At 42.3% G+C, this 13,816-nt stretch carries 11 protein-coding genes; 4 read left to right on the forward strand and 7 right to left on the reverse strand.

Translation table 11 applies throughout. The features are described from left to right. Positions 1 to 36 precede the first annotated feature (36 nt). Both GDK41_RS14140 and GDK41_RS14145 read right to left on the reverse strand, forming a co-directional pair. Complete coding sequence (locus tag GDK41_RS14140; RefSeq protein ID WP_152087016.1) at positions 37 to 669, reverse strand: hypothetical protein; 633 nt, start codon at positions 667 to 669, stop codon at positions 37 to 39. A gap of 48 nt (positions 670 to 717) precedes the next feature. Next, entirely contained in the window at positions 718 to 1,197 is a 480-nt protein-coding gene (locus GDK41_RS14145; RefSeq protein ID WP_152087017.1) for a DUF2947 family protein, read from the reverse strand. A 62-nt stretch (positions 1,198 to 1,259) separates the two neighbouring features. On the opposite strand from GDK41_RS14145, the gene GDK41_RS14150 reads away from it, so the two are divergent. The 3 genes from GDK41_RS14150 (at position 1,260) to GDK41_RS14160 (ending at position 3,593) form a co-directional block, all read left to right on the forward strand. Then, positions 1,260 to 1,481 carry a DUF1653 domain-containing protein gene (locus tag GDK41_RS14150; protein WP_152087018.1) on the forward strand — a complete coding sequence of 74 codons (222 nt, stop codon included), beginning with the start codon at positions 1,260 to 1,262 and terminating at the stop codon, positions 1,479 to 1,481. Between the two features lie 83 nt (positions 1,482 to 1,564). Then, a complete protein-coding gene (locus GDK41_RS14155) occupies positions 1,565 to 2,401 on the forward strand; it encodes an AAA family ATPase (protein ID WP_152087019.1) in 837 nt (278 codons plus the stop codon). Between the two features lie 4 nt (positions 2,402 to 2,405). Beyond that, complete coding sequence (locus GDK41_RS14160; protein WP_152087020.1) at positions 2,406 to 3,593, forward strand: vWA domain-containing protein; 1,188 nt, start codon at positions 2,406 to 2,408, stop codon at positions 3,591 to 3,593. Between the two features lie 143 nt (positions 3,594 to 3,736). On the opposite strand, the gene GDK41_RS14165 is transcribed toward GDK41_RS14160, so the two are convergent. The 5 genes from GDK41_RS14165 to GDK41_RS14185 all read right to left on the reverse strand — a co-directional run bounded on the left by GDK41_RS14165 (position 3,737) and on the right by GDK41_RS14185 (position 10,994). Further along, positions 3,737 to 5,521, reverse strand: coding sequence for a S41 family peptidase (locus GDK41_RS14165; protein ID WP_152087021.1), 1,785 nt, complete (start codon positions 5,519 to 5,521; stop codon positions 3,737 to 3,739). Positions 5,522 to 5,598: 77 nt separating this feature from the next. After that, entirely contained in the window at positions 5,599 to 6,669 is a 1,071-nt protein-coding gene (locus tag GDK41_RS14170) for a helix-turn-helix domain-containing protein (RefSeq protein WP_152087022.1), read from the reverse strand. A gap of 514 nt (positions 6,670 to 7,183) precedes the next feature. Next, positions 7,184 to 8,407 carry an alpha/beta hydrolase-fold protein gene (locus GDK41_RS14175; protein WP_152087023.1) on the reverse strand — a complete coding sequence of 408 codons (1,224 nt, stop codon included), beginning with the start codon at positions 8,405 to 8,407 and terminating at the stop codon, positions 7,184 to 7,186. Positions 8,408 to 8,594: 187 nt separating this feature from the next. After that, on the reverse strand, positions 8,595 to 9,233 hold the full coding sequence (locus GDK41_RS20250) for a helix-turn-helix domain-containing protein (protein ID WP_172971622.1): 639 nt from the start codon (positions 9,231 to 9,233) through the stop codon (positions 8,595 to 8,597). A gap of 573 nt (positions 9,234 to 9,806) precedes the next feature. Next, positions 9,807 to 10,994, reverse strand: coding sequence for an NAD(P)/FAD-dependent oxidoreductase (locus GDK41_RS14185; RefSeq protein ID WP_152087025.1), 1,188 nt, complete (start codon positions 10,992 to 10,994; stop codon positions 9,807 to 9,809). Positions 10,995 to 11,418: 424 nt separating this feature from the next. On the opposite strand from GDK41_RS14185, the gene GDK41_RS14190 reads away from it, so the two are divergent. Next, on the forward strand, positions 11,419 to 13,554 hold the full coding sequence (locus GDK41_RS14190) for a S8 family peptidase (RefSeq protein WP_152087026.1): 2,136 nt from the start codon (positions 11,419 to 11,421) through the stop codon (positions 13,552 to 13,554). Positions 13,555 to 13,816: the final 262 nt, after the last annotated feature.

The following is a 13,816-nucleotide window of genomic DNA, read 5'->3' on the forward strand; positions in this document are numbered from 1 at the left end:
TAGCCTCCTAAGTGCCAGGATATTGCATAAAGCGGATTAATGATGTCGTTGTTTTGGTACTTTAACATTGGTCCAATTTATCATGCTGGCTAGCAACATTTCTCTTAGGCTTAACACGCGCGGCGCAACCACTTTTCCATACTGCCAACGATGACCGCAGCATGCAGCTACCATCAGCTGTTTTGTTGGCTTAAACAACCTAAAATCATCATCATGACTATAGCCTGAATAGCTAAACCAACCGTATTGGTTACAATGTACAGCATTGTCTCTTACTTGATCTATGCTGTCTATGACAACCTGCGAGTATTGTACATCTGCGATCAATACTGGAACCACCAAACCAATGAGATTACTTGATGAAAAGAAGTCTTGGTTTTTGTGCTCATCAAACGGTGGCAACGTGCGTTTTTGTGATGCCAGCCAGCAACCATTTTGACTATCAAGCTGCAATGGCACTTCACCTTGAGTAATGTGCCGTGCTGCTCGCTCGACATAATACGGCAAACTCAAAAGCTTACGCTGTAATTGCTCGGCACTGTACTGTTGGGCCAGAGCGGGTATCTCTCGCGAATAAAATACATTAACCAGCTCAGCAAATAGCAAACGTTCTTGTTCGTTGTGCCACAAGTTACTTTGTTTGGTGTCTGTTATGTGTTGCTTTACCACGCAGCCTCCGTCAGTTGACAAAGTTATAGCATGGTAAGTACATACAGGCTAGCCTTTCGGGCGCTTCCCAAGTTTGGCTTGTCCACTTTCTAAAAACTGCACAACCCCTTGGCGCTTTTTACCAAGTAAAAGGCTACCATCGGCTAAAAACATAAAGTTTTGCCAACAGCGCTTAAACACGTCAAACTGCGTTTCAATGACTTGATCTCGGCTCAAGCAAAAATAAACAGTGGTATTGTCTTCCCAGTTTAAAAAATTACACAGTGGTTCAGGCAAGCAAGGCTCTGAGTTTTCCCAAGGCTTTTCCCAATTCAATTGCTCAAGCCATGTAGCGTCATCGCCGGGCCATTCTGACTTGGTAAAAAAATCAGGATGGTCCTTCTCCCTTGAGACCATGGTACTCCAAAGTACCGCAGAGCGCTCAGGGGTCATCAACTTTATTGCCTCTAAGTCACTGTTATCAATCGGTAGATCTTGGTGTTTAAATACCCAAGCTTTCTTAAATTTATCTATAGAAATATAATTCATCTTTACGCCAACTAGGCAAATGCATAACCACCAAGTATACAGCACAGCAACTGGAGCGAACAATGAAGCAAACACTAAAAGCGGGGATTTATCAGCATTACAAAGGGCCTAAATACCGTGTACACCATGTTGCCAAACACAGTGAAACCGGTGAAAACATGGTGGTATATCAAACACTTTATGGCGATTTTGATTTTTGGGTAAGGCCTTTAGATATGTTTAACGAGCATGTGCAATTTAATGGCGAGCTTGTGCCACGCTTTAAGTTTATTAGTACCGATTAAGAAGAAATAAGCCATCTAGCTAGAGGTCTGCCGCTCATTTATGGCACACTAACCTCATCAGACCAGATCAATAGGAATTTAACATGAGCTTCGAAGGTACCAGTAATTACATCGCCAGTAGTGCACTAAAACAAGCCGTTAATGCAGCTGTAGTATTAGAAAAGCCCCTTTTGATAAAAGGCGAGCCTGGCACTGGCAAAACTCTGTTGGCACAAGAATTAGCTAACAGCCTCAATACAGAGCTGATCCAGTGGCATATCAAATCAACCACTAAAGCTCAGCAAGGGCTATACGAATATGATGCGGTGTCGCGTTTACGTGACAGCCAATTAGGCGATGAAAAAGTACATAATATCAGCAACTACATTGTTAAAGGCAAGCTCTGGCAAGCTTTTGAAGGGCAGCAGCGCCCGGTATTGCTCATTGATGAAATTGACAAAGCAGACATTGAATTTCCTAACGACCTACTGCTTGAACTTGATAAAATGGAGTTTCATGTTTATGAAACTGGTGAGCGTATTAGCGCTAAAGTTCGCCCGATTGTTATTATTACGTCCAATAACGAAAAAGAGCTACCCGATGCATTTTTGCGTCGCTGTTTTTTTCACTACATTGACTTTCCTTCGCCAGAGCAAATGCAACAAATTATTGATGTGCATTACCCCGGCATTAAACAAGATTTAGTACAAAAAGCGCTTGAAGCATTTTTTAAATTAAGAGACATACCCGGATTAAAGAAAAAGCCAAGCACCAGCGAGCTATTGGATTGGCTAAAACTCTTAATGGCTGAAGATGTAGACGCCCAAACCCTGCACGATCACACCCATAAAGGCGGTTTAATGCCTCTTTTTGGCGCGCTACTCAAAAATGAGCAAGACGTCAGCCTTATTGAAAAATTGGCCTTTATGAGTAAGCGATAACCTTATGTTAATCGATTTCTTTTTTACTTTAAGAAAATACGGTCTTAAGGTTTCTCCGCGAGAGTTGCTAGATTGCTTGAATGCACTTAATCATGGTTTAGCTTTTGCTGATTTAGATGCCTTTTACGAACTAAGTAAAACCATATTTATTAAAGACGAAACCCAATTTGATAAATTTGACCGCGCATTTGCAGACTACTTTGAAGGCATTGAAGACAGTGACTTTCTTAGCCAACTTAAAAAAAGCACGAACTTACCCGATGATTGGTTAAGAAAAGAATTCGAAAAGCACCTAACTGATGAGCAAAAGGCGCAAATCGAGGCCATGGGTGGACTCGACAAACTGATGGAAACCCTTAAACAACGCCTAGCAGAGCAGCAAAAAAGGCACGCTGGTGGCAACAAGTGGGTCGGGACGGGGGGCACGTCTCCCTTTGGCGCGTATGGTTATAACCCCGAAGGAGTCAGGATTGGGCAAGAGGCAAGCCGTCAGCGCCGAGCGGCAAAAGTGTGGGATAAACGCCAATATCGAAACCTTGATGCCGACAGTGAAATTTCAAGTCGAACGATGCAATTAGCACTAAAAAAATTGCGTAAGTTTGCTCGCAGCGGCGCAAGCGATCAGCTTGATCTTAACGAAACAATTGCCGCCACCGCCAAGCAAGGCGGCATGCTCGACGTAAGAATGGCACCAGAGCGCCATAATGCGGTCAATGTGTTGATGCTGTTTGATATTGGGGGCTCCATGGATGACTATATTCATTTATGCGAGCAGCTATTTAGCGCAGCGCACAGTGAATTTAAACACCTTGAGTTCTTTTACTTTCATAATTGCGTGTATGAGCATGTTTGGCGTGATAATCAGCGTCGCCAAGCAAGTTTAATAGATACTTTTCAGTTAATTAACCGCTTTGGCAAAGATTATCGGCTCATTTTTGTTGGCGATGCCACTATGGGCCCTTATGAAATAGCATACCCTGGCGGCAGCGTTGAACACTGGAACCAAGAACCAGGTGATCTGTGGTTGCAGCGCTTAACCAACCATTTTGAAAAAGTAGTGTGGCTTAACCCACAGCCCAAAGAGTATTGGCCCTATTACCAATCAATTCAGATGATTGAACAAGCAATGCAAAATCGCATGTACCCAATGACATTAGATGGGTTAAGTGCAGCAATAAAAGCCCTGAGCTAGCCTGCATATCGCCGCCAGCTACATACTTTAAATAACCTGACCTCGGGATAAGCAACATGCTACAGCACTGTATGATTTGCTCTGGTAATGGACTGATATAGCTCACTTTGTCATATCCACTATCCCGATTTCAGGTTAACTGTTCAGTTACGCTTGATGACAGAAAATATAGCCGCCAGAGCAGGGTCTTTTGCGGCAAAATAATCGTCAGCACTCAGCTCTATGGGTAAGTCAGGTGCCACCCAAATACGGTGATCTTCTGGCGCACTGGTTTGGTGAAATTGCGACGACAATAAACCATGCTGCCTGCTGTAAGGTAAGTTAAACCAACCCGACTCACCAATGGTATTGGGGCGAGTACCCGACGGTTCACCCACAATAATCGGGGTTGTAATTGCCTGTACTTTAACCAAAATATCATGGCCTGCCGAAAAGGTATTGCGGCCCACCATTACAAACAGCTTACCTTGTGGTTTATACATTTCAAAAAATGCGGTTAGCGCTATCAAAGGCGGTGTAATAGAGCCGTTACCGCCACTGTTATGGCGCAAGTCTAAAACTAGATGTTTGATATCTTTACTTATAATTATATCTCTGAGCTGAGTGCTAAATTCGGCCAATGACATATCCTTGCGGTTTCTTACGTCATTCACTTGCACATATAAAAGGCCTTGTTCGGCGAAATATTCATGCCAATAAGGTATCTCATTATGCTTTAAATAAGTAGGCAACTCGCTTGAGCGCAGCTTAGGTAACTTAGGGAACCCTGTAAAGCGCATGGCACGTGCCTTTGGGGTTACCGTAAACTGTTCATCTTGCTTGCGTAAAGTCAGCGTCACCGCTTGCTCAGCTGGTACAATATCTAATCCTTGCAACACAGGGACTAAGCTTAAATAATACGGCGCTAACCAACTTTGCTGCATTTGATTGTCTCGCGCGTTAATGTTGCCAACCAACTCAATGGCGTTAGCCACGCTCACATCACCAAAACGCTCTACTTTACTGCCAATCAAATGTTGATATTCATCGCTTGCAGCAACGATATACAAGCCGTCGTTAAATAAGTAAAACTGCACAGGCAACTGAGCAAAGTTGCCATGCGCGCCCCATGCTGGGATTAAAATATTGTGGCCATTATCAAGCAGGCCAATAAGCTGCATAAAGCCAAATACTATTTGCTCATCGCTCAGCTGTGGAATGCGCTTATGTAGCGCATCAACTTGCGCTTTAAAGTCAGCTTGACTGATAGAATGAAACGGATTAACGTGCAGACGCTGAATTTCAGCATAAAGATAGGCTAAATCGCTGCGCCAGCCTGCATCTCGGCTCATATTTTGTGTATCAATCACACCTGCGGCGCGCTTAAACGCATCACTATTTTCCATATTCTTAAACGCGGCCATGGTGTCACGACTAAACAAGCTACGGCCTGCCAGTTTGGGTTTATCATCCCAGCGTGCAGCAAGGGCTTTGTTGAGCCATTCGATAGCAAGTACCTGCTCACCAGCAAACCCATACGCCTGTGCTATTTTAACCATTAAATCGTTTGGCGTACTGGCACCGTCGGGAATGCCCGTCAAACGGTGGCCCAGCGAAAGCGCTTGCTCAAACGCGCTCACCGCATTAAGCCATTGCTTGTGATTAAAATACGCCAGCCCCAACAAATACCAAGTGGCACCATCGTTTTGATATTGATTGGTTAACTTTTCTAATAAGGGTTTGGCTTGTTGCCATTGAGCTTGCTTGGCAAACTGTACTGCTTGTTGTTTATCGGCCAGATAGTCGATGGGCTTTTTAACTTGGCTGGCAAGGTAAACATTGTCGGCTTGGTTGACCATCTCGGTGGTTTTGTTTTGTGCCACGGCATTTAGGCTCACACCTACTAGCAACAAAGCGCTCAACAACATGCGCCCATTCATATACAACATTCAACGTCTCCTTTGCGAGTGAGACATGCTCACGATTTACTTACCAGCAGCATAACAAAGCCTGTCAAAAATCAGGTTTAAGATCCTGATCCGCGACTAATTAACTGCTTTTTATACTGCATTGGCGTAAGTTCAAACTCCTTTTTAAAACTATTGAAAAACGTCGACTTTGAATTAAACCCATGATCTAAAGCGATATTTATTAATGGCATAGTAGAGTGTGGCATTGTTTCAATGACTTCTTTGATCGCCCTTGCTCGCAGGCTATTAATGTAATCACTAAAGTTACGGTGCGCGACGGTATTCACCGCCCATGAAATATCTCGCACTTTAAACCCGGTATGGTCGGCCAATTCAGCAATGGTCAATTTGGGATGTTGATAAAGCTTTTCATGGCAAACCACCTGTTCGATTTCAGTAAAAATAGTCTGTGCCAAAGCATCATCTTGCTTCTCAATGGCTGGCTCATTCAGCAAACTTTGGTAACGCTTAATATCACCAAATACCTCGGGGCTGCGCACTACTTTAAAAATCAAATAACAAGACAAGCTAAAAAACACCAATTCACTGGCAAAATACAGCCCCTTTTTGAGCAAAAGTGGCGTGATGGTTTGCGTGTTCATACGCACTAAATCCAGCACCAACACCGTACAAAACACCCCAAGCGCCATTGATAGCCACTTTAACGAGTAGCTATCAACCTGCGAGCTAACCGACTTCAGCAAGGTATGATATTGACTCAATTTGATAAAACACAACGAAATATAAACCAGCTGACTGAGTGACCCCAGCAACACCACAGTTTGCACCTGCGAGGTAAACGGTAACGCCAATAACGCTGGTAAAAAATGCGCGGCCGTTTTCACCGTTACCTTTGCGTCCTCCCCCGTTAGCGCACTCACCAACAAATACAACAAAGGCCCAAACAGCAGAGTAAATACAGGAGTTATCAACATCTCCCCCAACAGAGCATTATTCTCAGCAATATTCAGCACACACAACACACTTTGAAACGCTAAAAACAGCGCCAACAGCCGAAACTTAACCACATGAAACACCAACGCAGCACCAAACGCGGTCATAAACGCAAACACCACTTGCAGCACACTCACCGCTTCAAGCGTGATGGGGGAAGAAACAAAACTCATTAACTGATCAAAACCTTGGGATGGGTAGAATTTGTTAACTTTAAAACAAAAGCGTATCACACTTTGTGAAGTCGACAGTAACCTTTCATGCGGATCATTAAAGCCACGTCCCCATAAGCAACACCAGCCGTCATCCTGACGAAGGTTTGGATCTTATTCCCGAGTTTTACACACATTGAGCTCTCATAATTATCCCAACAACTAGGTAGCTCTGTATTCACTACCAGGTAAGAGCTACTTTGACTTATTGTCTGAATTCGGGCAAAGACAATTCAGACATACTAATTTAAAGTAAGCTATTACCTAACCCGATAATTTGTGCATATAAATCTTAGCGGTAGCCATAAGCAAAATAATTGTCCAAATAATTTTCACTTATATCTGGCTGGAATAACGCAGCCATACCAAAGAAAAACCATTTTACTTTACTTACTTCTGCCTAGTGTCAGATATCGTTAATATTACTCAAAGTGTAATTAATAGATATGTTTCATACGTTCATCTTCAATGCGATTTAATTTGACTGTTTACTGCTCAGATTTAACCTTTCAATCTGCGTTTTGAAAAAAATTGCGTTGCTAGTTGATTTTTCTTCTGCCAATTTTAAACCTTGCTTATAAACATCTAACGCCTTGTCTTGGTCACCTATCTCTTCGTAGGTTTGGGCTAGAGCATTGAGTGCACGAAATGACTCTGGGTGTTTTTCCATACTTAACTTGAGTACTTCTAAACCAATATTTTGATATCCATCGTCAAATAGTGCGAAACCAAGCTGCCTAAAAGCAATTTCAGGTACTTCTGCTGAGACAGAGTACTTACTAGCTCGATTATCAAAGTAGTCTAATAATCCTTTCATTTCACCACGTTGTTTATAATCCGCTAGCCCAGAGTACACGGGTATTTGATAATCAGAGAAAACAAAGGATAAGCCTGCATACAAGGTTAAGTAAGGCGTCGTCATATGGACCTGTTCAGACATAGTTTGGTACGTCCAATTGAGCCCACTTTTCGGCTTTTTCTTCATTAATGCAACAAAAGTATTGAAGGCATCAGAGGCGCTTTTTCCTTCTGCAAATTCATTGCCAAAACTGAGGTAAAGAGAACGTGGTAACTGTGTCTCTAAAAGCTCAAAATGTTTAAACTTGTCAATTAACTCCCCGTTATTCATCTGGATAACAGGGCTAGCAGCAATATAGTTATCAAAAATCTCAGGTTCACTGGCTAATACTCCCATAGTAAAGACTCCTGCCATTGAGTGACCAAAAAGAGTTTTATGTTCTGAAATACGGTATTTGCTTGCAATAAGAGAAAATACTTCATGTTTGATAAATTTTAGAAAGTTTTCTTTTTCTGAGGATAAGTCTCTACGTCTTGTGCCTCGGTTATTAGTGATAGCAACAATAATGCTTGAGGGGATTAATGATTCATTTTGTAATATATCCTCTGCGACAATCGCGTGCGGTAAGTGTCTATTGCCATCCAATAGATAAAGCACAGGATAGCGCCTTGTTGTAGACTCGTAGCCATCAGGTAAATGAACCAACAGCTCTCTTTCCTCTCCTAAAGTGCTAGATTTCAATTTGATTGATGTATATTTTTGCGCAAATTTTCGCTGTTCAACTAGCTTGGGCTTAGTCGACTTATCCTTATTTTGGTTTGCATCTGCAGCCAAAAGATGATTGCTCATTGAAATAAGCAGTGAAAAACAAAAAGTAAAGATCACTCTTTTAAAGTTCATAATTTAAACAACTCCGAAAATGTAATTGGAAAGATTTATGGCAAGGAAATCTACCAAACTCATAGAACTGAGCGTCAATCTCTATCGGATTTGCTTAAATTAACTTTTACTTTGTGACTAGTTTATATATAACGCAATGAAATATATGATTTAAATTTTTAAATCATATAATGAGGGCTTTTGATACTTAAGAAACAACTTTCATAGAGTTAGCTCTAAATTGACTCGGAGTTGTTTGTGTATATTTCTTAAAAGCGTTATTGAATGAGGTTTTATTGTTAAAACCAACCTGATAAGCGACATCAATAATAGGCAGTTTTTGAAAGGCTGCATCAGCTAACATTTCCTTAGCTCGCTTGATCCGGGCTGAGTTTATAAAATCATAAAAGTTCTGTCCAAGCTGTTCATTCAATGCTTGTGATAAATGATGAGGAGTAGCATTAAGGTTTTCGGCTAACGACGCTAACGAGACTTCATTATCCAGAAAAACTTCTTCATTTCGCATCAAAGCATTAAGCTGGTTAATAAGCTTAAGTGAGCCATTTTTAGTGAGAGTAGAATTATCGTACTTGCTATTAGCTTTAACCAAAACTTGGGCAAAATGGATTTCAGGCTTGCTTATTCCCCAAAAACCAATCAAGAAGATAAACATACATTCAGAAATACTTACGGCCAAACGCATCGATTCCAACACATCTAAACCTATGAGCTTTGAACTCATTTTAACCATTTCTATCATGAGCAGTAATGCATAACCAGCAATTAGTAATTTAAGCCAATTTAGTTTAGCATTTTCCAGATTCGACAGATTTTGCTTAATGTCCATGTGGTGCGCTTTAATTCTCAGCCAACAAGCCCCCAAACAGCAAGCTAATTGAGCGCTTACCAGCATAAAAAACCAATACCAAACTTGCTGACTAAAGCCTCCATCAATCAAGTAAAAATGTGCACTTTTAAATAAAGCTCCAAAAACAGGACCCGCAGCAAGTAAATACCATGTGACGTTCGATGGTTTTTTGAACCGAGTGAAACTAACGGTATACAAATAAAGCAATGGGCCGTACAAAAATTGTAAATAAAAAATTGTCGGATGGATCATTAGCTCATGAAATGAATCTGGTAAGAAGCTAACGTACTCATTCCATAAAGGAATGATGGTTAGGACAATAAAAGCGGACAAAATTCGGTTAGCCCAAAGCGCCCCGTGTTTCTTAAACAAAAGGAGCAAAGATAACGAAAGACCTTGGCCAACGCTTAGTAAAAGAATGATTTTCAGAATTTCATCGTTCATACATTAATACTAATAATTAACGGGAAGAGTAGATTAACTACCAATAGGGTAAGCCTTCTAAAAGTGTAGTTGCTCTGTTGATTGTCTTCGTTTTATTCCATTAAAACACTAAACCACCTGCCCTGCGGCAAATCCGCAGCTCCACGCATACTGAAAATTATACCCCCCTAACCAACCCGTCACATCGGTCACTTCGCCGATAAAGTACAAGCCTTTTTGTTTTTTGGCTTCGAAGGTTTTAGAGCTGAGTTCATCGGTGTCGACGCCACCGAGTGTCACTTCGGCGGTGCGGTAGCCTTCGGTGCCGTTGGGTTTGATTTGCCAGTTGTGGAGGTAATTGGCAATGGCGTCTATTTCACTGTGAGTGAGCTGGTTAAGGGCTTTATCGGGGATGGCTTGTTCTGTTATAAGCACTTCAACAAAACGCTTAGGTAAAATTGCGCCTAAGGCGTTTTTCAATGATTTGCTGGCGCTTTCAGTACGCCATTGATGAATGGCCTCACTCAGGCTTAACTCTGGTAGTAGGTTAATGGTCACGGTCTGCCCGGCTCGCCAAAATGACGATATTTGCAATATCGCAGGGCCAGAGAGCCCACGATGTGTAAACAAGATGTTTTCTTTAAATTGTGTGCCACATTCGCTACTTACTTCACAAGGAATACTCACGCCCGATAACCCATCAAAACGCACTTTGTCGTGGTCATGCAAGGTGAATGGTACTAATGCAGCCATAGTCGGCAACACTTTTAACCCAAACTGTTCGGCGATTTTATAACCGATGGGGGTTGCGCCTAGTTTTGGCATGGTTAAACCACCGGAGGCCACCACTAAAGACTCACACTCAAAGGTTTGCTCATTGGTGGTGATAATATAGCCACCTTGTTCTTTGGCCTGCACGCTCAGCACTTCGTTGCGTAAAAATATTTGTACACCTGCCCAGTTGCATTCTGTTGTAAGTATATCAACAATATCTTGCGCGCTGTTATCGCAAAATAACTGCCCCAGTGTTTTGTGGTGATAGGCTAAACCATGGCGGTCTACCAGCTCAATAAAGTCATGTTGGGTATAGCGACTTAGGCAAGATTTTACAAAGTGTGGGTTGCCACATAGGTAGTTGCTAGGCGATGCGCCTTCGTTGGTAAAGTTACAGCGCCCACCGCCACTGATTAATATTTTACGGCCTGGTTTTTTGCCCATATCAAGCACTGCAACCGAACGGCCACGGTAACCTGCTTGGGCCGCACACATCAGGCCTGCAGCCCCTGCACCAATAATTACAACATCAAATTGCGACATGTCTTACCCAACTTACAAAACTCAATCGGTTATTATACCCAGATTATCTGGCGAAGTCAGAACCTCGCCTACCAATTGTTCTTGGAAATTGCTATATCGTACAAAAATACAGCACATAAAATAATCACAAACAGGCAACTTCCTGCACATTTTTTTACCATTCAAGTAAAAACACAGTTACATTTACATTTATTTACATAACATAAATATAATTTACCTTCGTACAAAAATTAGGCACATCCGTTTAAAAACAACCAGTTACTGTAATCAAAATGTCATATAGCCATCCGCTTATAACAAATAAAACAATGTAAATAACAAAACAGTTCTTTTAATTTGTTAACCGCAACTTTACGTTCTGTAACGTCTACATTGCACTTACGCAGAGTAGATTTAATAAAAATACAACATGTTAGGGAATCTTATGACAACAACAAATCAGTTCAAATTAGGTGCATTGTCACTGGCAATGACTACCCTGTTCACGGCAAATACAGCGTTTGCAACTGCAGACTTATCCGCTCAAGCAAATATTAACTTTGCACAAACATCAGCAAAGCTTCAGCATCAAGGTAAGTTTGGTACTCAATTCATTATCAAGTATAAAAATAATGACCAAGCACTAATGGGTATAGAAACAGACGCAACCGTTTCTCAAGCAGTAATGAATCAACGTGCACAAAGCTTCGTGCAAAGCTTTGCTAGCAAAAAATCAAATGTTAAAGCGCACTATATTCGCCCTATGGCACTTAGCAACCATCACGTAATGCGTGTTGATAAAAAACTATCTCCTGCAGAAGCTAACTCTTTCATGCAAGAAGTAGCAGCGTCAGGTAATGTAGAATACATCGAGATTGACCAAATGCTGCAGCCATTTGCAGTGCCAAACGATCCGCGTTATTCAGATCAGTGGCACTACTATGAAGCAAATGGTGGCCTAAATCTGCCTACCGCATGGGACAATGCAACAGGTGCAGGTGTTACAGTTGCAGTATTAGATACCGGTTATCGTCCACACATCGATCTGAACGCTAACATTTTGCCTGGTTACGACATGATTTCAGACTTAGACGTTGCAAATGACGGTGGTCTGCGCGACAACGATGCAAGCGATCCAGGTGATGCGGTAACAGCAAATGAATGTGGATACACACACAGCGCACGTAACTCAAGTTGGCACGGTACTCACGTAGCGGGTACGGTTGCTGCGGTAACTAACAACGGTGAAGGTGTTGCCGGTGTTGCTTATGACGCTAAAGTTGTTCCGGTTCGTGTACTTGGTAAATGTGGTGGTTTAACGTCTGATATCGCCGACGGTATTATTTGGGCATCTGGCGGCAGTGTTGCGGGCGTACCTGCGAACGCAAACCCAGCGGATGTTATCAATATGAGTTTAGGTGGCAGCGGTAACTGTAGCGCAACAACTCAAAATGCGATTAACCAAGCTCGCGGCAATGGTGCTGTGATTGTTATTGCTGCTGGTAACGACAACGGTAATGCTAACAACTTCAACCCTGGTAACTGTAACGGAGTTGTAAACGTTGCATCTGTTAATCGCAGCGGTGGCCGCGCTTACTATTCAAACTATGGTACGTCTATCGATGTAGCGGCACCAGGTGGTGCGCAGAGCTCAGCGAATGATTCTGAAGGTGTATTATCAACGCATAACTCAGGCAGCAATGCTCCAGTTGCTGACAGCTATCACTTCTCACAAGGTACATCAATGGCCGCTCCGCACGTTGCGGGTGTTGCGGCACTTATCAAGCAAGCAAAACCTTCGGCTACACCTGATGAAATTGAAGATATCTTAAAAACAACCACACGTAGCTTCCCTGCAACGTGCACAAGCTGTGGTACAGGTATTGTTGATGCAGCGGCTGCGGTACAAAAAGCCAAAGGTGGCATTATCGACCCACCTGTAGATGAAAAACTTGAAGATGGCGTAGCTAAAACAGGCCTAGGTGGCGCTAAAGGTAGCCAAACTTTCTACTATGTCGATGTACCAGCAGGTGCAAGCAAGCTCAATGTTGCAATGAGTGGTGGCTCTGGTGATGCTGATCTATATGTTCAAGCGGGTGCTAAACCAACAGCAAGTAGCTATGTATGTCGCCCTTGGAAAGGTGGTAATGAAGAGACTTGTACTATCGATAACCCAACAGCCGGCAAGTATTGGGTTATGCTAGAAGGTTACAGTGCATACGCTCAAGTTAACTTACAAGCAGATATAACCACAGGCACAACTAATCCAGATCCTCAACCAGGTGGGGGAACTGAAACCAACATTTCTGGTACTAGTGGGCAATGGCTACACTACACCATTGAAGTACCAGCGGGTATGAGTAGCTTCACGGTAACCACATCTGGTGGCTCAGGTGATGCTGACTTATATGTTAAGCAAGGTGTTCAGCCTTCTGCTTCAACCTTTGACTGTCGCTCTTGGAACAATGGTAATTCAGAAGTTTGTACTTTCACCAATCCAACTGCAGGTACTTGGCACTTAAGCTTAAATGCATACAGCTCATTTAGTGGTTTAACACTCAATGCTCAATACAACCCATAAATAGTAGTTTTCCCCAACACAGGCTTAGCTAGGCGTTTTTATTTTTCTATTACGCTCAGTTAAGCACCAAAAAAAATCGGTCACACCTTTGGCGTGACCGATTTTTATTTACACAACATGCTAAATCAATTTTATAAATCGTTGACGTTAATATCATAGGTTTCCAATAAGAATACTAAAAAGCGTCGTGTATTACCCCTCAGACTAGGAGGAGCAATGTCGGGTAGTAAGTCTTTTGGAAGCTCACAACACCTTAATCAAC

The sequence above is a fragment of the Pseudoalteromonas sp. A25 genome (genome assembly GCF_009176705.1).
Lineage (GTDB): Bacteria > Pseudomonadota > Gammaproteobacteria > Enterobacterales > Alteromonadaceae > Pseudoalteromonas.

Bases quoted from the DNA above. Each gene is read 5' to 3' on its own strand.
- GDK41_RS14145 (WP_152087017.1), bottom strand. From the start codon at position 1,197: ATGAATTATATTTCTATAGATAAATTTAAGAAAGCTTGGGTATTTAAA.
- GDK41_RS14150 (WP_152087018.1), top strand. From the start codon at position 1,260: ATGAAGCAAACACTAAAAGCGGGGATTTATCAGCATTACAAAGGGCCT.
- GDK41_RS14155 (WP_152087019.1), top strand. From the start codon at position 1,565: ATGAGCTTCGAAGGTACCAGTAATTACATCGCCAGTAGTGCACTAAAA.
- GDK41_RS14160 (WP_152087020.1), top strand. From the start codon at position 2,406: ATGTTAATCGATTTCTTTTTTACTTTAAGAAAATACGGTCTTAAGGTT.
- GDK41_RS14165 (WP_152087021.1), bottom strand. From the start codon at position 5,521: ATGTTGTATATGAATGGGCGCATGTTGTTGAGCGCTTTGTTGCTAGTA.
- GDK41_RS14170 (WP_152087022.1), bottom strand. From the start codon at position 6,669: ATGAGTTTTGTTTCTTCCCCCATCACGCTTGAAGCGGTGAGTGTGCTG.
- GDK41_RS14175 (WP_152087023.1), bottom strand. From the start codon at position 8,407: ATGAACTTTAAAAGAGTGATCTTTACTTTTTGTTTTTCACTGCTTATT.
- GDK41_RS20250 (WP_172971622.1), bottom strand. From the start codon at position 9,233: ATGGACATTAAGCAAAATCTGTCGAATCTGGAAAATGCTAAACTAAAT.
- GDK41_RS14185 (WP_152087025.1), bottom strand. From the start codon at position 10,994: ATGTCGCAATTTGATGTTGTAATTATTGGTGCAGGGGCTGCAGGCCTG.
- GDK41_RS14190 (WP_152087026.1), top strand. From the start codon at position 11,419: ATGACAACAACAAATCAGTTCAAATTAGGTGCATTGTCACTGGCAATG.